Annotated in this window: 16 protein-coding genes; 6 read left to right on the top strand and 10 right to left on the bottom strand. The window is 73.1% G+C overall.

Translation table 11 applies throughout. The annotated features are described in order from the left end of the window. Positions 1–51: 51 nt before the first annotated feature. Positions 52–1473: an aldehyde dehydrogenase family protein gene (locus NR072_RS02065; protein WP_256835972.1), complete on the top strand. Its 1422-nt coding sequence runs from the start codon at positions 52–54 to the stop codon at positions 1471–1473. A 123-nt stretch (positions 1474–1596) separates the two neighbouring features. Next, on the top strand, positions 1597–2214 hold the full coding sequence (locus NR072_RS02060; protein WP_170720764.1) for a flavin reductase family protein: 618 nt from the start codon (positions 1597–1599) through the stop codon (positions 2212–2214). Between the two features lie 100 nt (positions 2215–2314). On the opposite strand, the gene NR072_RS02055 is transcribed toward NR072_RS02060, so the two are convergent. From NR072_RS02055 to paaA, 7 genes are all read right to left on the bottom strand, one after another. Next, on the bottom strand, positions 2315–3673 hold the full coding sequence (locus tag NR072_RS02055) for an MFS transporter (protein WP_102708660.1): 1359 nt from the start codon (positions 3671–3673) through the stop codon (positions 2315–2317). Positions 3674–3904: 231 nt separating this feature from the next. Then, positions 3905–4690 (bottom strand): enoyl-CoA hydratase/isomerase family protein, encoded by a 786-nt coding sequence (locus NR072_RS02050; RefSeq protein ID WP_049146507.1) that lies wholly within the window; start codon positions 4688–4690, stop codon positions 3905–3907. Positions 4691–4721: 31 nt separating this feature from the next. Next, positions 4722–5891 (bottom strand): 1,2-phenylacetyl-CoA epoxidase subunit PaaE, encoded by a 1170-nt coding sequence (gene paaE, locus NR072_RS02045; protein WP_256835971.1) that lies wholly within the window; start codon positions 5889–5891, stop codon positions 4722–4724. After that, a complete protein-coding gene (gene paaD / locus NR072_RS02040) occupies positions 5891–6400 on the bottom strand; it encodes a 1,2-phenylacetyl-CoA epoxidase subunit PaaD (RefSeq protein ID WP_373021415.1) in 510 nt (169 codons plus the stop codon). Before paaD ends, paaE begins: the two co-directional genes overlap by 1 nt. Next, positions 6397–7230 (bottom strand): 1,2-phenylacetyl-CoA epoxidase subunit PaaC, encoded by an 834-nt coding sequence (gene paaC / locus NR072_RS02035; protein WP_036316649.1) that lies wholly within the window; start codon positions 7228–7230, stop codon positions 6397–6399. Before paaC ends, paaD begins: the two co-directional genes overlap by 4 nt. Continuing rightward, complete coding sequence (gene paaB / locus NR072_RS02030; protein ID WP_020624884.1) at positions 7227–7529, bottom strand: 1,2-phenylacetyl-CoA epoxidase subunit PaaB; 303 nt, start codon at positions 7527–7529, stop codon at positions 7227–7229. The genes paaC and paaB overlap by 4 nt, the downstream gene beginning before the upstream one ends. A 3-nt stretch (positions 7530–7532) precedes the next feature. Then, the gene (paaA, locus tag NR072_RS02025; protein WP_036316646.1) at positions 7533–8540 is read right to left on the bottom strand and encodes a 1,2-phenylacetyl-CoA epoxidase subunit PaaA; all 1008 of its coding nucleotides are present in this window, start codon (positions 8538–8540) and stop codon (positions 7533–7535) included. 259 nt (positions 8541–8799) lie between these two features. On the opposite strand from paaA, the gene NR072_RS02020 reads away from it, so the two are divergent. Beyond that, the gene (locus NR072_RS02020) at positions 8800–9237 is read left to right on the top strand and encodes a hypothetical protein (protein ID WP_135019476.1); all 438 of its coding nucleotides are present in this window, start codon (positions 8800–8802) and stop codon (positions 9235–9237) included. Between the two features lie 29 nt (positions 9238–9266). Beyond that, positions 9267–10766: a hypothetical protein gene (locus NR072_RS02015; RefSeq protein WP_256835970.1), complete on the top strand. Its 1500-nt coding sequence runs from the start codon at positions 9267–9269 to the stop codon at positions 10764–10766. A gap of 34 nt (positions 10767–10800) precedes the next feature. On the opposite strand, the gene NR072_RS02010 is transcribed toward NR072_RS02015, so the two are convergent. Then, entirely contained in the window at positions 10801–12714 is a 1914-nt protein-coding gene (locus NR072_RS02010) for an FAD-binding monooxygenase (protein WP_256835969.1), read from the bottom strand. Between the two features lie 198 nt (positions 12715–12912). Between NR072_RS02010 and NR072_RS02005 the strand changes: the two genes are divergently transcribed. Continuing rightward, the gene (locus NR072_RS02005; protein WP_256835967.1) at positions 12913–13641 is read left to right on the top strand and encodes an IclR family transcriptional regulator; all 729 of its coding nucleotides are present in this window, start codon (positions 12913–12915) and stop codon (positions 13639–13641) included. A 56-nt stretch (positions 13642–13697) separates the two neighbouring features. Beyond that, positions 13698–14828, top strand: coding sequence for a histidinol-phosphate transaminase (locus tag NR072_RS02000; protein WP_256835966.1), 1131 nt, complete (start codon positions 13698–13700; stop codon positions 14826–14828). 104 nt (positions 14829–14932) lie between these two features. On the opposite strand, the gene NR072_RS01995 is transcribed toward NR072_RS02000, so the two are convergent. Together NR072_RS01995 and NR072_RS01990 are read right to left on the bottom strand one after the other, a co-directional pair. Further along, on the bottom strand, positions 14933–15454 hold the full coding sequence (locus NR072_RS01995; RefSeq protein ID WP_070709037.1) for an HPP family protein: 522 nt from the start codon (positions 15452–15454) through the stop codon (positions 14933–14935). Positions 15455–15740: 286 nt separating this feature from the next. Then, complete coding sequence (locus NR072_RS01990; RefSeq protein ID WP_256835965.1) at positions 15741–17816, bottom strand: LysM peptidoglycan-binding domain-containing protein; 2076 nt, start codon at positions 17814–17816, stop codon at positions 15741–15743. Positions 17817–17891 lie beyond the last annotated feature (75 nt).

Raw genomic sequence — 17891 nt, 5'->3', positions numbered from 1 at the left:
CACACTGACCTCGACCACAGACCACTCCGACCCCGTACGAGAGGCAACCCCATGACCGAGACCCTGACCTACGCCGACCTCCTCGCCGCCGTCGCCGCCCCCGAGGGCGCCGGCGCCGAGATCAAGGACCCCGCCACGGGCGAGCTGATCGGGCACGCCCCGCAAAGCACGACGGCGGACCTCGACGCCGCCGTCGAGCGGGCCCGCACCGCCCAGCGCGACTGGGCGAAGCTGCCCCACGCCGAGCGCAGCGCCGCCCTGAACCGCGCCGCGGACGCGATCGAGGCGAGCGCCGAGGCCCTCGCCGAGCTGCTCTCCCGGGAGCAGGGCAAACCGGTCAAGAACGGCCCCAACGCGGCCTTCGAGGTCGGCGGCTGCGTCGCCTGGACCCGTGCGACCGCCGCGTTCGAGATCGAGCCCGAGGTGCTCGTGGATGACGAGTCCGGCCGCGCCGAGCTGCACTGGGCGCCGATCGGCGTCGTCGGCGGCATCGGCCCATGGAACTGGCCCATGATGATCTCCGTCTGGCAGATCGCCCCGGCGCTGCGCATGGGCAACACCGTGGTGCTCAAGCCCTCCGAGTACACCCCGCTGTCCGTGCTGGCGCTGGCGCACGTGATGAACCAGGCCCTCCCGGAGGGCGTCCTGCAGGTCCTGGCCGGCGACGGCGAGCTCGGCCGCGCGTTCACCGCGCACGGCGGGATCGACAAGATCACCTTCACCGGCTCCACCGCCACGGGCAAGGCGATCATGAAGGGCGCCGCCGACGACCTCAAGCGCATCACCCTCGAGCTCGGCGGCAACGACGCCGGCATCGTCTTGGACGACGCCGACCCGAAGGCGATCGCGGAGGGCCTGTTCTGGGGCGCGTTCATCAACACGGGCCAGACCTGCGCGGCCCTGAAGCGCCTGTACGTGTCGGACGCCCTCTACGACGCGGTGTGCGAGGAGCTCGTGGCCGTGGCGCGGGCGATGCCGATGGGCAACGGGCTCGAGGAGCAGAACGTGCTCGGCCCGCTGCAGAACAAGGCGCAGTACGACATCGTCGCCCGCCTCGTGCAGGCGGCGAAGGACGGCGGCGCGCGGGTCCTGCTCGGCGGCGATCCGGACGGGTCCGCGCCGGGCTACTTCTACCCCACCACCCTCGTGGCGGACATCGACAACGACAACCCGCTCGTGGCCGAGGAGCAGTTCGGCCCCGCCCTGCCGATCGTGCGCTACACGGACCTCGAGCAGGCCATCGCGTGGGCCAACGGGCTCGAGGTCGGCCTCGGCGCGTCGGTGTGGTCGCCGGATGTCGAGCGCGCGAAGGAGGTCGCCCTGCGCCTGGAGGCCGGCTCCGTGTGGATCAACAAGCACGGCGCCATCGATCCGCGCGTGCCGTTCGGCGGTGTCAAGCAGTCCGGCATGGGCCGCGAGTTCGGCGAGCTGGGCCTGAAGGAGATGGCCGAGGCCAAGTCGATCAGCGTCTGACCCGGCCCGCCCTTCGAGGAGGCCCGCAGACGCGCCGCTTCGTCCCCGACGCAACGGCGTGTCTGCGGGCCTCCGCGCCGTCCGGACCCGGTCCGGCCGGACCCCGCGGGGGATACTGGGGCGATGAGCCAGACCCGCCCCCGCGCCGAGTTCCCCGTCGACGGCCTGCCCGCCGGCGACGCCGTCCGCCTCATGAAGACCATGCTCGTGCCGCGGCCCATTGCCTGGGTCGGCAGCCGGTCGGCCGAGGGCGTGGCGAACCTCGCCCCGCACTCGTTCTTCACAATGGTCTCCAACGAGCCGCCGATCCTCGTGGTCTCCTCCACGGGGCGCAAGGACACCCTGACGAACGTCGAGGCCATGGGGCAGTTCACCGTCTCGATCATCGACCGCGCGCTCGCCGAGGCCGCCAACGCGACGTCCGCCGTCGTCGGCCCCGAGGTGGACGAGTTCGCGCTGGGCGGGCTCGAGGCGGAGCCGGGGGTCGCCGTCGATGCGCCCCGGGTGGCCGCCTCCCCGGCGGTGTTCGAGTGTGTCCTGGACCGCACGGTCGAGGCGGGGGACGGTGTCGTGATGTTCGGGCGCGTGGTGCACCTGGCCGTGGCCGAGGACGTGCTCGTCACCGACGCGCGCGGCCACCGCCTGCCCGACGCGCGGCGTCTGGACCCGGTGACGCGGCTCGGCCGGAACGAGTGGGGCGGCCTCGGCGAGGTGTTCGCATTCGACCGGCCCGGGGCCTGACCCCGCGGTCCGGCCGCGCACGACGACGGCGCGCCCTTCCGGAGGAGGACGCGCCGTCGTCGTGGGGTGGGGACGGGCGAAGCCCGTCAGGCGGGCCGGATCAGGCCGGGACCACCGGGTGGGAGCGGGTGGCGACGACCTGCTCGTCGTGCAGCTCGCGGTCCTGGATTCCCTTGGGGACGAACAGGACGGCGATGAGCGAGATCGCGGAGATCACGATGATGTACCAGGCCACGTTCTCCCAGCCGGTCTTCACGAGCTGGTCGGCGAGCAGCGGGGCGAAGGCGCCGCCGATGATGGTGCCGAGCGCGTAGCCGATGGAGACGCCGGAGAAGCGGACGCGGGCCGGGAACATCTCGGCGTACATCGCCGACTGCGGGCCGTAGGACGGACCCAGGCCGAGCGTCAGGACGAACAGGCCCAGCGAGAACAGCGGCAGAGACGCGGTGTTGAGCAGCCCGAACAGCGGGAAGGCCCAGACGATCAGGAACCCGTAGCCGAGGACGAAGGTCAGCTTGCGGCCGATCTTGTCCGAGACCCAGCCGCCGAGCAGGGTGAAGATGAACCAGCCGACGCCGCCGACGAGGCTCGCGATGAGCACCTCGGAGGAGGTCATGCCCAGACCCTTCGGACCGCCGTACTTCGAGAACCACGCGATGAGCAGGTAGCCGACGCCGTTGTTCGCGGCGAAGATCACGGCGGCGAGGATGACCTCCTTGGTGTGGTGCCGGAAGAGCTCGCCCAGCGGGGCGGACTCGTCCACCTTGAGCTGCTGCATCTCCTTGAAGACCGGGGACTCCTCCACGGCCTTGCGGATCAGGTAGCCGACGACGATCAGCACCACGGAGATCAGGAACGGGATGCGCCAGCCCCAGGTGAGGAACTGCTCCTCGGACATGGTGGAGCGCACGATGAACAGCACGCCGGTGGCCAGGATCATGCCCAGCGGCACGCCGATCTGCGGGGCGGAGCCGAACAGGCCGCGCTTGCCGTGGGGGGCGTGCTCCACGGACAGCAGCGCCGCGCCGCCCCACTCGCCGCCGGCGGACAGGCCCTGCAGCAGGCGCAGCGCGACGAGCAGGATCGGGGCCCACACGCCGATCTGGGCGTAGGTGGGCAGCAGGCCGATGAGGGTGGTGGCCAGGCCCATGCCGATCAGCGTGAGGGACAGCACGAGCTTGCGGCCGAAGCGGTCGCCGAGGTGGCCGGCGATGATCGCGCCGAGCGGGCGGACGAGGAAGGAGATGCCGAGGGTGACCCATGCGGCGATCTGGGAGCCGCTCTCGCCCATCGGCTGGAAGAAGAGGGCGGCGAAGACGAGTGCGGTGGCCTGGGCGAAGATGAAGAAGTCGTACCACTCGATGGTGGTGCCGACGACGGTGCCGGCGATGACCTTACGCTCCTCGCGGCGGTCACGCGCGGGGACGGGCGCCGCGGGGGATGCGACGGTGTGGCTCATGGGTGCTCCTGGGATGCGGGGAAGCGGCCGGCCGTGAGGCGGCGACGGGACGGTGTGGCGCCCGACCGCTCGGTCGGGAAGTGACACCCGTCACCGTATACGATCCTCTGTGACTCACGCCACGATCCGGGCTGATGACGGGAATGTGACGCGGCCGGGCCGGGACGACGACGGCGCCGCGCCCCTCGTGCGAAGGGTGCGGCGCCGTCGTCGGTGGCGGGGTGCGGCGGCTCAGCCGCGGCCGGTGAACTCCGGCTTCCGCTTCTCCTGGAAGGCCTGGAAGCCCTCGGCGTAGTCCGCAGTGCCGCAGAGCTCGCCCTGGGCGATGTTCTCCGCGTCGAGGGACTCCCACAGGCCCACGCGGTGGTCGCGGACCTGGGCCACGAGCTCCTTCGACGCGCGGAACGCGAGGGTCGCGCCGGAGGCCACCTGAGCGACCTTGGCACGGGTGAACTCGAGCAGCTCGTCCGCGGGCAGGGCCCGGGAGAACAGCCCGGCCTGGACGGCCTCGGCGCCCGAGAGGAGCTCGGCCGTGTAGATCAGGTCCAGGGTGCGGTGCGCGCCCAGGCGCTCGGTGAACAGCCAGTGGCCGCCCGAGTCCAGGGTGGCCCCGAGGTTCGCGAACGGCGAGCCGATCTTCGCGTCCTCGGCCACGTACACCACGTCCGTGGCGATCGCGAGGCCCAGGCCCACGCCCAGGCAGGCGCCCTGCACCGCCGCGAAGGTGGGCACCGGGATCTCGGACATGGCCCGCAGCACCGGGGTGACCCTGTCCCGCAGGTAGGCGGTGGCGTCGTCCTCGGCCGGGACCACGGCGGAGATGTCGCGGCCCGCGCAGAACCCGCGGCCCTCGCCGCGCAGCAGCACGGCCCGGACCTCGCCGGACTCGACGCCGGCGGCGGCCCGCTCGTAGGCGGCCTGGAGTTCGGCCAGCGCGGCCTCGTCCAGGGCGTTCATCCTCTGGGGGGCGTCCAGCACGATCTCGGCGACGCCGTTCTCGACGGTGATCTCGATCATCGGGGGCTCCTTCGGTCTCGTGGGCGGGCGCTCAGGCGTCGAAGTCCAGCGTGATCGAGTCGGAGGTCGGGCGGGTCTGGCACGTGAGCACGTAGCCCTTCTCCACCTCGTCCTTCTCGAGCGCGTAGTTCTCGTCCATCTCGTAGGCGCCGTCGACGACCTTGGCGCGGCAGGTGCCGCACACGCCGCCGGCGCACGCGAAGGGCACGTCCGAGCGGACGCGCAGCGCCGCGTTGAGGACGGTCTCGTGGGCGGACTTGGGGGACTCGACCTTGGCGGTGAGGCCGTCGAGGTTGAACTCGATGGTCACGTTGTCGCCCTTCGGGTCCACCTCCACCACACGGCCGGAGTGGCCCTGGGGGTTCTCCGGGCGGCCGGTGGTGAACAGCTCGAAGCGCACGTCGTCCTCGGACACGCCGCGGGCGGCGAGCGTCTCACGGGTGAGCTGCACGAGCTCGAACGGGCCGCAGAGGAACCACTCGTCGGTGCCCTCCACGTCGATCACGCGGTCCAGGAGGGTGGTGAGCTTGTCCTCGTCGATGCGACCGGAGAGCAGCGGGGACACGCGCTGCTCTCGGGAGAGCACGTGGTGCACCGTGAACCGGGCCGGGTACTTGTCCTTGAGGTCGCCGATCTCCTCGGCGAACATCACGTCCATGGCGGAGCGGTTCGCGTAGACCAGGTCGAAGCGCGAGGACTCGGAGGCCGCGAGCACGGCCTTGGCGATCGCCATGATCGGGGTGATGCCCGAGCCGGCCGCGAACGCCACCAGGTGCGTGTCCTTCTTCTCCGCGACCTTCTCCGCCGCCACCTTCTGGGCGTCGTTGAGGGAGGTGACGTGCGTGCGGGACGTGAACGCGCCCTGCGGGTTCATCACGTCGATCCTCTCGCCGACCTCGAGGCTCTCGTTGGCCCACGTGGAGAACGTGCCGCCGATGTCCTTCTTCACGGCCACGCGGATCTCACCGCGCTTCGGGACGGCGCAGATCGAGTAGGACCGGCGCACCTCGGCGCCGTCGAGCTCCTTGCGCAGGGCCACGTACTGGCCCGGCACGTAGTCGTAGTCGTCGGCGAGCTCCTCGGGCACCGCGAAGGTGACCTCCACGGCGTCGTCGGTCAGGCGGCGCAGCTCGGACACCTCGAGGGTGTTGAACGTGGCGCGGCGCTTGCCGGTGGTGGGGGCGTCGGTGGTCTCGGTCATCAGTGCACCTTGAAGTAGTCGAAGGGCTCGAGGCACTCCCGGCAGGTGTAGAGGGCCTTGCAGGAGGTGGAGCCGAAGCGGGTGATCTCGCGGGTGTTCAGGGAGTGGCAGCGCGGGCACTTCACAGCCATGCCGATCCTGATCGGGCCGTCCGTGGTGCGCGCGACGGGCGGGGCGATGCCGTACTCGTTGAGCTTGGCCCTGCCCTCGTCCGTCATCCAGTCCGTGGTCCACGCCGGCTGGAGCACCAGGCGCACCTCGGCGTCGGGGAACCCGGCGCGCCCGAGCGCGCGGGTGACGTCCGTGGTGATGGTGTCCATGGCGGGGCAGCCGGAATAGGTGGGCGTGATGACGACGACGGCCCTCTCGCCCTCGACCCGTGCCTCCCGGAGGATCCCCAGGTCCGCGATGGACAGCACGGGGATCTCCGGGTCGTGCACGGTGGAGGCCGCATCCCAGACCCGCGCGTCGGCGGGATCGGCGGGGCGCAGCTCGCTGACGGTGGTCACCAGGTCGCTCCCGGGTGACGGCGCGCCAGTGACTGCATCTCCGCGAGGATGTACCCGCGGTACTCGCTCATGGCGCCGGAACGGTCGCCGCCGCGGGCGGTGCCCGTCGTCGGCACGGTCAGGCCGGCCTCCTCGATGGCCGCGCGGATGCGGGTCATCGTGGGCTCCTCCAGCGAGGACGGCAGCACGGCGACGCCCTGCTCGGCGAGGGCGCGGACGACGTCGTCGTCGTGGAAGAGCTCGGCCACGTAGGGCCACAGCTCGTCCAGGCCGCGCTGCATGCGGCGCTTCGACTCCTCGGTGCCCAGGCCCAGGCGCTGCAGCCACAGGGCGGCGTGGTCCTGGTGGTACAGGACCTCCTTGAGGGCCTTGTCCGCGATGGCGGCGAGCGTGGGGTCCGTGGACTCGCGCAGGCGGGTGTACAGCTCGTACGAGTAGAACGAGTAGTACAGCTGGCGGGCGATGGTCTTGGCGAAGTCGCCGTTCTCGGCCTCCACGAGGCGGACGGAGCGGAACTCCTCCTCGTCGCGGAAGTACGCGAGCTCGTCCTCGGTCTTGCCCCACGCCGTGCCGGCGTAGGAGAGGAGGAAGCGGGCGTGGCCCACGAGGTCCAGGGCGATGTTGCCCAGGGCGATGTCCTCCTCGAGCTCCGGGGCGCGCGAGATCCACCAGGACAGGCGCTGGCCGAGCATCAGGGCGTCGTCACCGAGGGCGAGCGCGTAGCGGGCGACGTCGTCGCTCGCCTTCTGCTCGCCCGCCGCGATCTCCTCCGCGGTGATGGCCACGCCCGCGGAGTGCCTCGTGGCGGAGTCGTTGGTCGCGAAGCTCACAGGTGCGGCACCCCCTCGGACTGCTGGTAGTAGGTGGCGTGACGGTAGGACTTGCCCTGCGCGGACTCGAAGAAGCCGCCCTTGGAGTCCGGGTCGGAGGCCGCGATGGCCTCGGCCGGGACGACCCACACGGAGGTGCCCTCGTTGCGGCGGGTGTACAGGTCACGCGCGTTGCGCAGCGCCAGGGTGGCGTCCGGGGCGTGCAGCGAGCCGGCGTGCACGTGGGAGAGGCCGCGGTTGGCGCGGACGAAGACCTCCCACAGGGGCCAGGCGTGGGAGGCGGCGGTGGTCTCGCTCATGGGTCAGGCTCCGATCAGGTGGGTCTCGGCCGGCGCGTTCTGCTCGGCCTGGCGGCGGGCGTAGGCGGCGGCGGCCTCGCGGACCCAGGCGCCCTCCTCGTGGGCCTGGATGCGGCGGGCCATGCGCTGGGTGTTCATGGGGCCGTCGCCCTTGATCACGGACATGAACTCGTCCCAGTCCAGCTCGCCGAAGTCGTAGTGGCCGCGCTCCTCGTTCCACTTCAGGTCCGGGTCCGGCAGGGTGAGGCCGAGGGCCTCGGCCTGCGGGACGATCATGTCCACGAAGCGCTGGCGCAGGTCGTCGTTGGAGAAGCGCTTGACCTTCCAGGCCATGGACTGGCGGGAGTTGGGGGAGTCCTCGTCCGGCGGGCCGAACATCTGCAGGGCCGGGCCGTAGAAGCGGTCCACGGCGTCCTGGGCCATCTGCTTCTGCTCCGGGGTGCCGTGCGAGAGCTCGTAGAGGATCTCCCAGCCCTGGCGCTGGTGGAACGACTCCTCCTTGCAGATGCGCACCATCGCGCGGCCGTACGGGCCGTAGGAGGCGCGGCACAGCGGCACCTGGTTGCAGATCGCGGCGCCGTCGACGAGCCAGCCGATCGCGCCCATGTCCGCCCAGGTGCGGGCCGGGTAGTTGAAGATTGAGGAGTACTTCGCGCGGCCGGAGAGCAGCTGCTCGTTCAGCTCGTCCCGCGGGGTGCCGAGGGTCTCGGCGGCGGAGTACAGGTACAGGCCGTGGCCGGCCTCGTCCTGGACCTTGGCCATCAGGATCGCCTTGCGCTTCAGGGAGGGGGCGCGGGTGATCCAGTTGGCCTCCGGCTGCATGCCGATGATCTCGGAGTGCGCGTGCTGGGAGACCTGGCGGGTCAGGGACTTGCGGTACGCCTCGGGCATCCAGTCGCGGGGCTCGATGCGCGAGTCCTCCGCGATCAGGCGATCGAAGTTCTCCTGGCCGGCCGCATCCTCGGGGGACGGGACGGAGGCCAGGTGCTGGGGGGAGCTGGTCTGCGTCATGGGGATCACCTCACGCTGAGTGCGGGCTGGTTCCGTGGTCAGGGCGCACCGGGGCGCACCGAATTACTGACCGCTCGTTCAGGATAGGCCAGGGTGTGACCTCGGTCAACACGCCGGAGCCGGCGCGACCCGGGGGCGACGCGGCCGCCGGGACGGTGCGGGACGGTTCGCTCCTGCACAGGCGTCCCGACGGCGTCCCCCATCCCCGGATCGTCCCCCGCCGCGGTCGCGGGACCCGGGCCCTCCCTACGGTGGCCGCATGTCACCCCTCATCGGACCTCAGCAGATCGCCACGGCCCTGCGGGCCGTCGGACTCGACGACGACGCCGCCCGCCTGGCCGCGTGGGCCGACCCCGCCCGGCGCGAGCGGGAGGCCGCCGAGCAGGCCCTCGCCGACCTCGCCGTGGCCCAGACGCAGCTGCGCACGGCGCTGGGCGGGCTGGTCAGCGCCGCCACGGACGTGCGCTCGGCGATGCACACGGCATGGCGCGGGGAGGCCGCCGGCGCCTATGGGGAGGCCGTGCGGCGGGCGGCGACCCTGGCGGCGGAGCTCGAACGGGAGGCCGGGGAGTGGCTCGCCCTGCGGGCCACCGCCGAGCGGGAGGCGGAGGACGCACGCCGGGACGCCGAGGCCCGTCAGCGGGCGGCCGAGGAGACGGCGCTGGCCGCCCTGCGCTCGCTGGCGGTGGCGGCGTGACCGGCGGGAGGGGTGCCGGCCCGGGGGCGGTGGCCTTCAGCACGCACGGCGGCCCGGGCTCGATCTACGCGGAGGCCGAGGAGATGCGCGTCGTGGCCGGGCGGCACGAGCACGCCGCCGACGAGGCGGCCGGAGCCTCGTGGCAGGTCGACGCGGCCGCCTTCGGGCTGGGCCGGTCGGCCGCGTGGCTCGCCTCCGCCGCCCTGCTGCAGGACCGGCTGGTGGAGGCGGTCGGTCGGGTGCGGAGCCTGTCGGAGCAGTGCGCCGAGCTGCACCGTGACCTGCTCTCGGCGGCGGCCCGCTACGAGGAGGCCGAGCGCGCGGCGGCCGGCATCACGGCCGCCGAGGACGCCTCCCTGGAGGAGCTGCCGGCGCTGCTCTGGCGGGACGGCCATGACGGCCTCACCACCCGCGAGGCGGAACGGCTCGTGCAGGACCTCGTCCAGGCGGTGCCCGAGGCCATCGTGGCCGCCCTGCTCACGGCCGCCGGATTCCCCCTGCTCGCGGCCCTGGCGCGGATCGACGTGAAGATGCTGACGAGGGCGCAGAAGCGGGTGCTGAAACGGCCCGTCTCCTCCGCGGCGAAGAAGGGGGCGGATGCCGCGTCGGACCTCACCGAGGCGCTGCGGGTCTCCCCGGACGAGGCGTGGACCGTGGCGGCGGACGCCCTGACCCTCGCCGGCGCGGCGCCCCAGGGCGCGGTGACCCTGCACGGGGCACCGCAGGACCGGCCGACGGCGCCCGCCCTGCTGGACGGCTCGGCCACGGGGCTGGCCTCGCTCATCCCGCGCGAGGAGGGGGACGGGGACCTCACGGTCACGGAGGTGGTGCGAGGGAACGGGAGCCGCGCCTGGGTGGTGGGCCTGCCGGGCACCCGCGGCGGCCTGATCCCGGATCCCGAGTCGACCGACCCGTGGGACGCCGGCGGGCTGCTGGACGCCCTCGGCTCCGGGTCCGAGGTCACGGCCCCGGCGGTGCGGGCGGCGCTCGAGGCGGCCGGCGTCCCGCACGGCGCCCCGCTCGTCCTTGCCGGCTACTCCCAGGGCGGGGTGCACGCCGTCAACCTGGCCGGGCGCGAGGACTTCACGTCCGTGTATCCCGTGGCCGGCGTCATGACGATCGGGGCTCCGTCCGGCAACGCGGTGGAGACCGGGCGGACCGCGGTGCTGGAGTTCTCCTCGGACGGGGACCTGGCCGTCGCCGCGGACGGGGCGCCCACCCCCGTCTCGTCGCGCCGGGCCGAGGTGGTCTTCCACCCGGCCGGCCACGGATGGGATGCGCCCGGGGGTGGCTTCCGGACCGCCTCTCCGCTGGCGGTCGAGGACGACCTGGGCGTCGCCCACGACTTCGACGTCCAGGTGGACCTGATCCGGCAGTTCGAGGCCGCCGAGCCCGCGTCCCGGGCGGAGGTCGCCGGGCTCTCCGCCGCGTTGGCCGGGCTGACCGCCGGCACCGTGGCCTCGAGCCGGGCGGTGCGCCTGCGCCGCACGCCGCCCGAGCGGGGCCACCTGCCCCCGGGATCCCGGTGAGCGCGCCGGCGGCGGGGCGCCCGCCGCTGCCCGCTCAGTTCGCGTCGAGCAGCACACCCGCGAAGAACGCGTTCAGGCGGTCGACCTCGTCCAGGCCGAAGACGCCGGAGACGTACTGGTCCGGGCGGACCACGACGACGGCGCCGTCACGGCTGATGCCGCGGGCCTCGAAGATGTCCTCACCGTGCGTGGGCCGGCACGTGGCGAAGATGTTGTTCAGGTCGTGCAGGCCGAGGGAGCCGGTGGTCGGCCAGAAGACCGACGGCACGTCTGGGTGGGCGAATTCGGTCTGCTTCTGCTGGTACACGACCTTGATGTCGAAGCGGGCGTCCTCCGGCCCGTCCGACGGGGTGTGGCGGTTGCGGAAGGACCGCGGGTCCTCCTCGATCGCCTTCGCCCACGCCGCCACCTTCGAATCCTCGGCGCGCGGGGAGGCGGCGTCGGCGAACACGTACACGCGCCAACGGCCGTCCGCGCGGTGCAGGTGGCCCAGGTGCTTGACGTTGGTGTCGCACGAGCGCTCCACCAGCGCCGACTTGAAGCGCTTGCCGATGGGGTAGCCCTGCGCCAGCGCCTGACCGGTGGCGTCCGTGGTGAGGAGGGAGGGCCGGTACTCCGTCATGAAGCCGGCCGGGAACTCGGCGGTCTTCGTGTAGAACTCGGCCACCTCGTTCGGGTCGCCCAGCTCGGAGGTGGGCTTGGCCATGAGCGTCGACCACTCCTTGTCGAAGTCGATCAGGTTCTTGGCGATCTCCTTGCGCTCCTCCGAGTAGGTCGGCACGAGCTCGACCGGGGCCATCCCGGAGAGCACCTGGCCCAGCTTCCAGCCGAGGTTCCAGCCGTCCTGCATGGACACGTTCATGCCCTGGCCGGCCTTCGCGGAGTGGGTGTGGCAGGCGTCGCCGAGCAGGAACACGTTGGGGTGGGCCACGCGCTCGCGGTTGTCGAAGCCCGAGGTGAGGCGGTGGCCCACCTCGTACACCGAATGCCAGGCGACCTCCTTCACGTCCAGCGTGTAGGGGCGCAGGATCTGCTGGGCCCGGCGGATGATCTCCTCGAGCGGGGTCTGGCGCACCTTGTGGTTGTCGTCCGCCGGGACCTCGCCGAGGTCCACGTACATGCGGAACAGGTGGCCGCCTTCGCGGGGGATCAGGAGGATCGAGCCGCTGGACGAGTGGATCGCGCACTTGGTGCGGATGTCCGGGAAGTCCGTGTCGGCCAGCGCGTCCATGACGCCCCACGCGTGGTTCGCGGCGTCGCCGGTCAGGGTGTGGCCGATCGCCTTGCGGACGCGAGAGCCCGCGCCGTCCGCGCCCACCACGTACTTGGCGCGCACCTGGCGGGTCGGACCCGAGGCGGGGTCCTCGAGGGCGTTGCCCTCGGCGTCCACGGTGCGGCGCAGGGTCACGAGCACGGGGTGCTCGCCGTCGTTCGTGTCCTCGAGGGTCTCGAACGCCCAGCCGTAGTCCGGCCGCGCGCGGGTGGGGGAGTTCTTCATGTACTCGGCGAACCAGTCCAGGATGCGGGCCTGGTTCACGATCAGGTGCGGGAACTCGGAGACGCCCTCCGGGTCGTCCTCGGCCAGCGAGGTGCGCACGATCGTGTCCGCGTCGTCCCCGGCCGGGTTCCAGAACGCCATGGAGGTCAGGTCGAAGGCCTCGTCGATGATCTCGCTCGCGAAGCCGAAGGCCTGGAAGGTCTCCACGGAGCGGGCCTGGATGCCGTCCGCCTGGCCGATCTCGAGGCGGTGGGGGCGGCGCTCGATGATGCGGGTGTGGACGTCCGGGAACATCGCGAGCTGGGCGGCGGCGATCATGCCGGCCGGGCCCGAGCCGACGATCAGCACGTCCATCTCGTCCGGCAGCTCGGCGGGGCGGTCCAGGCCGATGCCGGCCGCCACCTGGACGCGCGGGTTCGTGGAGACATAGCCGTGGTGGTGGAAGAGCATGGGGGTCCTTTCGCTGCGGGGGATGTCGCTGCGCGGCGCGCGTGCCACCCGACGGTGTGTTCTCTCAGAGAACACGGTGTTCCCCCTGGGAACACATGTGTGCCAGACTGTACGCGGACGTGACCGGGTTCACAACAGGCGCGCGGGTCGACTACGCCCCGGGCGCGTCACGTCCGGCACGCGAGGCGAGGAGCACGGATGGCGGAGCACGACGGCGGCCCGGTCCGGGAGGGCGCGCCCTCCCAGGCCCTCTCCCGCGCGCTCACCCTGCTCGAGACCGTCGTGGAGGCGCCCGAGCCACCCACCATCGCCGACCTCGCCGACGGCCTGGGCGTCCATCGCTCGGTCGCCTACCGCATGCTGCGCACCTTCGAGGCCCACGGCCTGCTGCGCCGCGACGGCCTCGGCCGCGTCCACGCCGCCCCCGGCCTGGCCGTCCTCGCCCGCCGGGTGGAGCAGGATCTGCGCGCGGCGGCCATGCCGCACCTGACGGCCGTCTCCACGGACCTGGGCATGACCGCGTTCCTGGTGGTGTGGGACGGGGCCCACTGCCTCACCCTGGCCACGGCCGAGCCGCCCAGCGGCAACCTCGTCACGCAGCGGCCGGGGACCCGGCACCCCCTCGGGGTCGGTGCGCCGGGGATGGCGATCGCCGTCGCCCTGACCGGACAGGAGTGGGCGCGGCTGCCCGGCGAGGCCGCGCCCGAGCGGCCCGAGCTCGACGACGTGCGGGAGCGCGGCTGGGCCGTCAGCTCCGACGAGGTCATCACCGGCGTCTCCTCGGTGGCCGTGCCGCTGCGGGTCCCGGGCCAGCTGCCCGCCGCCCTCGCCGTGGTCTACGCGACGCGGCCGGAGGACCCGGCACGCCTCGGAGACCGGCTCGGTGAGGCGGCCCGGGCCGTCGCCGTCGCCTTCGGCGCAGCCTGAGCCCGGGGCCCGTGGGGCGGATCACAGCGTCCGCGGCCCGCATTACCCTGGTGGCCATGACTGATGACGCACAGCAGACGCCCGCCGTGGTCGCGCCCCACAAGAAGGTCGGCATGCTGCCGCCGTACGCCGCCGGCAAGCCGCCGGTCGCCGTCCCGGGCCTGCACCCCTACAAGCTCTCCTCGAACGAGAACCCCTACGCGCCCGTGCCCGGCGTGATCGACCGGGTGCGTCAGGTCGTGACCGGCCCGGAGGGCGCGCCCAGCACCCTCTGCCGCTACCCGGACACCCTCTCCACCAGCCTGCGCCAGGCCCTGGCCGCACACCTGGACGTCCCGGCGGACGACGTCGTGACCGGCGCCGGCTCCCTCGGCGCCCTGGCCCAGGTCATCACCGCCTTCGCCGGCCACGGCGAGGCCGGGGAGGGCGACGAGGTGATCTTCGCGTGGCGCTCCTTCGAGGCCTACCCGATCGTGGTCCGCACCGCCGGTGCCGTGGACGTGCAGGTGCCGCTCACCGCGGACCACCGCCACGACCTGCCGGCCATGCTGGAGGCGATCACGGAGCGCACCCGCGTGATCCTGCTCTGCACCCCCAACAACCCGACCGGCCCCGTGCTCACCACCGCCGAGGTCGAAGACTTCCTGGCGCGCGTGCCCGCGCACATCCTCGTGGTCATCGACGAGGCGTACGTGGAGTTCGTCCGCGACGAGGACGCGGTCAAGGGCCTGGAGATGTACCGCAAGCACGCGAACGTCGTCGTGCTGCGCACCTTCTCAAAGGCGCACGGCCTGGCCAACCTGCGCGTGGGCTACTCGGTCTCGCAGCCGGAGATCACCAAGGCCCTGCGCACCGTGGCCACCCCGTTCGCGGTGTCCACGGTGGCCGAGGAGGCCGCGATCGCCTCGCTCGAGCACCTGGACGAGGTCCTCGAGCGCGTGCAGATCGTCGTCGACGAGCGCGAGCGCGTCGCCGCCGCCCTGGCCGAGGCCGGCTGGGACCTGCCCGCCTCGCAGGCTAACTTCGTGTGGCTGCCGCTCGGGGAGCGCACACAGGCGTTCGCCGAGGCCGCCCAGGCCCGGGCCCTGTCCGTCCGGGCGTTCGCGGGCGAGGGCGTGCGCGTGAGCATCGGCGAGAAGGAGGCCAACGACCGCTTCCTCGAGGTCGCGCGCGACTTCCTGACGTGAGCGGGCCGGCGTGAGCAGTACGCTTGACCGGCTGATCCGGGTCCTCTCCGCGTTCGACGCGGAGCATCCGGCGTTGACCGTGGCGGCCCTGGCCCGGCGTGGGCTCACTCCGCCGGCCCGATCACCCGCCACATCAGGCGGCGGTACAGCAGCGCGCACGCGGTGAGGACCAGCGCCCCGGCGAGCACCGGGGTGACCAGGTAGTGCCAGTCCGCGTTGCTCAGCATGACCGTCAGCGCGGTGGCGCCCGCGGGGGCGTGGATCACGCGAAGCCCGGCCATGACGGCCATCGCCAGGCCCATGCCGGCCGCGAGCGAGTACCAGGCCAGGGGCAGCACGGAGATCACGGCGATCCCGCATGCGGCCGAGACCACGTGCCCCACGAGCACGTTGGCAGGGTGGGAGTGCGGGCCGTGCGGCACGAGGAACACGAGCACGCAGGACGAGCCGAAGGCGCCCACCAGCAGCGGCACGGAGGCCAGGTCCTCGCCGAGGCTGAGGGTGGCGATGGTCAGTGCCCCCGCGATCGAGGCCGCGAGGACCACGTGCCAGGGCAGACGGGGGGCCAGCGGGCGACGCCACGGGTCCAGGAACCGCGGGGGACGCAGACCGGGCAGGCGGGTCATGCGCTCGTCTCATCTCCTCGTGACTCGGTCGCGGCCCGGGTCGGGCTCCTCCAGGGTAGGCCGCAGGCGGGGCCCGGGGCCGTCCGGGGGCCGAGGGGGAGGGACTGTGACGGCCGCTCAGCGGCGCAGCGCCACGAGGGCGTCCTCGGCGTCCCACTCGTGCCTCGGGGGAACGCCGGTTGACTTATCCCGGGTGCAGCGGCCTGCGACCGGTGATAACTCAACCGACGACGGCGGCCCGCACCGTCACGCGCAGGTGCGGGCCGACGTCGTCCCGGCGGGGCGCTCAGGCGGTGCGCAGCACCATGCCCGGGTGGAGCATGGTCGAGACCGTCATGCCGTTGAGGCGTTGCAGGCGCTCCATGGAGACGCCCGTGCGCTGGGAGATGAGCCACCAGCCGTCGTTCGCCTGGACCACGTACGTGGCGGGCGAGGGCGCCGGGGCGGAGGCGGTCTGGCCGGTCCGCAGCACCATCCCCGGGTGCAGCACGGTGGTCGCGGTCATGCCGTTGAGGCGCTGGAGGGTCTCCATCGTCACGCCGGTGCGGTGGGCGATGATCCACCAGCCGTGGCCCTCGCGGACCGTGTACGTGCCCGGGGCGGGGGCCGGGGCCGGGGCAGGCGCGGGCGGGGAGGCCGGCGCCGTGGCGGCCGTGATGAGCACCATCCCCGGGTGCAGGACGGTCGACGCCGTCATGCCGTTGAGCCGCTGGAGCTCCGCGGCGCTGACGCCGGTCCGTCGGGCGATGACCCACCAGCCGTCGTTCGGCTGCACCGTGTAGGTGCCGGTGGTGATCGGGGTGGGCTCCGGGGCGGTCGGGTCGGCGACGGTGCGCAGCACCATGCCCGGGTGGAGCACGGTCGACTCGGTCATGCCGTTGAGCTCCTGGAGGGTGGCCGCGGGCACGCCGGTGCGGCGGGCGATGGTCCACCAGCCGTCGTTCGGCTGCACCGTGTACGTGCCGGCGGTCGACGGCGCGGTCGTCGGGGCCGGCGTCGGAGCCGGGGTGGCCGGTGTCGGCGGCTGGCCGGCCGCCGTCGCGATGGCCTCGGCGCGGTCCCGCAGGTCGTCGAAGCGGGCCATCAGGTGCTGCCCCGGGCACGCGGTCGCGGACGTGGCCCGGTGCGGGAAGATCGTGTCCACGGTGACGGGGGTGCCCGCGGCGTACTTCGTGCTGCCGCCCGAGGTCAGGGTGACCCGGCCGCGCGCGTCGATGCCGTCGCGGTACAGGTAGTAGGCGGTGGCGCGGGCCATCGCGTCCACGACCTCCTCGGACGGGGCGACCACGTCGTAGTTGCCCATCGTGGAGATGCCCATCGTGCCCCGGTTGAACCCGCCCGCGTGCGTGCCCAGCGGGTTCGAGTCCAGGGCGCCGCGGCGGCCCTCGTAGATGTTGCCGAAGCGGTCCGTGATCAGGTGGTACGGGAAGTCGCCCCAGCCGAGGGTCTTCGTGTAGTACGCGTAGATGCCGCGCATCTGCTCCACGGCCTGGGCGCGCGTGTAGTCGTTGGTGCCGGCCGTGTGGTGGATGGTCAGCGCGCGCACCTGGTCGAACTGCGGGGAGTCCTCGGCCCAGGACTCGTCCGCGCCCCACTGTGCGCGGGTGATCACGTCCGGGAGGATCTTCGCGCGGGCGTCCGAGACCGTGGCCACGGTGTGGCCCTCGGCGGGCTCCGCGCCCCCGACGACGGCGCTCGACTTCACGCCCCGGGGCAGGCCGGCCGTCTCCGCGGCCTGCTCGGCGGTCACCGCCGGGTGCGCGCTCGCAACGGTCTCGTCCGTGGCGGCCGTGCCCGGGTCGATGAGGGACAGCTCGAGGCCGGCCGGGGCCGCGCCGTCGACGGTGGTCACGCGCAGCTGGGCGCCGTCCGCGCCGAACGCGACGAACGGGTCCGTGCCGGTGCGCGCGGGGGCGGCGTCCTCGGGCAGGACGGGCCGATCCAGGACCTGCCACGGACCCCAGGCCCCGTCCTGACGCACGCGGATCTCCACGCGCTCGACGGCGTCGTCCGCCGCGGCGTCCCACACGGCGGCGGCCACCGTGAACGGGCGGTCCACCACGGGCTCGCCGAGCACGACGCCGGCCGGAGCCTCCTCAGCCGGGACGAGGTTCTCGCCCTCCTGCGGGACGGTCGCGACGCCGGCGCCCTCGACGGGAGCGGCCGACGCGGGGGTCGCGGCCGCGCCGACGGTCGTGGCGCGGGCGGCGTCGTCGAGCGGGCGCACGTCGGGGGCGCCCTCCGTGGTCGCGGACGGCTGCTGCGGGAGCAGGCCGCCGACGAGGACGGAGAGCGCGGCGACCGCGACGGCGGGCGCGAGCGGGCGGGGGGACGCGGCGGAACGCGGCGGGAGAATCTTCATGCGGATGCCTTCGGAAGGTGGAGTGCCCGAGGAGCGACAAGCGCGGGCCGTGTCGCATCCCCGGGGCGGTGGCGT

This window comes from Micrococcus sp. Mcc89 (assembly GCF_024519795.1).
In the GTDB taxonomy this organism is placed as follows: domain Bacteria; phylum Actinomycetota; class Actinomycetes; order Actinomycetales; family Micrococcaceae; genus Micrococcus; species Micrococcus luteus.
This window is presented reverse-complemented; position numbering and strand designations above follow the sequence as displayed.

Coding starts and splice junctions, on each gene's coding strand:
- NR072_RS02055 (WP_102708660.1), bottom strand. CDS start 3,673: ATGAGCCACACCGTCGCATCCCCCGCGGCGCCCGTCCCCGCGCGTGAC.
- NR072_RS01990 (WP_256835965.1), bottom strand. CDS start 17,816: ATGAAGATTCTCCCGCCGCGTTCCGCCGCGTCCCCCCGCCCGCTCGCG.
- NR072_RS01995 (WP_070709037.1), bottom strand. CDS start 15,454: ATGACCCGCCTGCCCGGTCTGCGTCCCCCGCGGTTCCTGGACCCGTGG.
- paaE (WP_256835971.1), bottom strand. CDS start 5,891: ATGACCGAGACCACCGACGCCCCCACCACCGGCAAGCGCCGCGCCACG.
- NR072_RS02050 (WP_049146507.1), bottom strand. CDS start 4,690: ATGATCGAGATCACCGTCGAGAACGGCGTCGCCGAGATCGTGCTGGAC.
- NR072_RS02005 (WP_256835967.1), top strand. CDS start 12,913: ATGGCGGAGCACGACGGCGGCCCGGTCCGGGAGGGCGCGCCCTCCCAG.
- NR072_RS02000 (WP_256835966.1), top strand. CDS start 13,698: ATGACTGATGACGCACAGCAGACGCCCGCCGTGGTCGCGCCCCACAAG.
- NR072_RS02060 (WP_170720764.1), top strand. CDS start 1,597: ATGAGCCAGACCCGCCCCCGCGCCGAGTTCCCCGTCGACGGCCTGCCC.
- NR072_RS02020 (WP_135019476.1), top strand. CDS start 8,800: ATGTCACCCCTCATCGGACCTCAGCAGATCGCCACGGCCCTGCGGGCC.
- paaB (WP_020624884.1), bottom strand. CDS start 7,529: ATGAGCGAGACCACCGCCGCCTCCCACGCCTGGCCCCTGTGGGAGGTC.
- NR072_RS02065 (WP_256835972.1), top strand. CDS start 52: ATGACCGAGACCCTGACCTACGCCGACCTCCTCGCCGCCGTCGCCGCC.
- NR072_RS02010 (WP_256835969.1), bottom strand. CDS start 12,714: ATGCTCTTCCACCACCACGGCTATGTCTCCACGAACCCGCGCGTCCAG.
- paaA (WP_036316646.1), bottom strand. CDS start 8,540: ATGACGCAGACCAGCTCCCCCCAGCACCTGGCCTCCGTCCCGTCCCCC.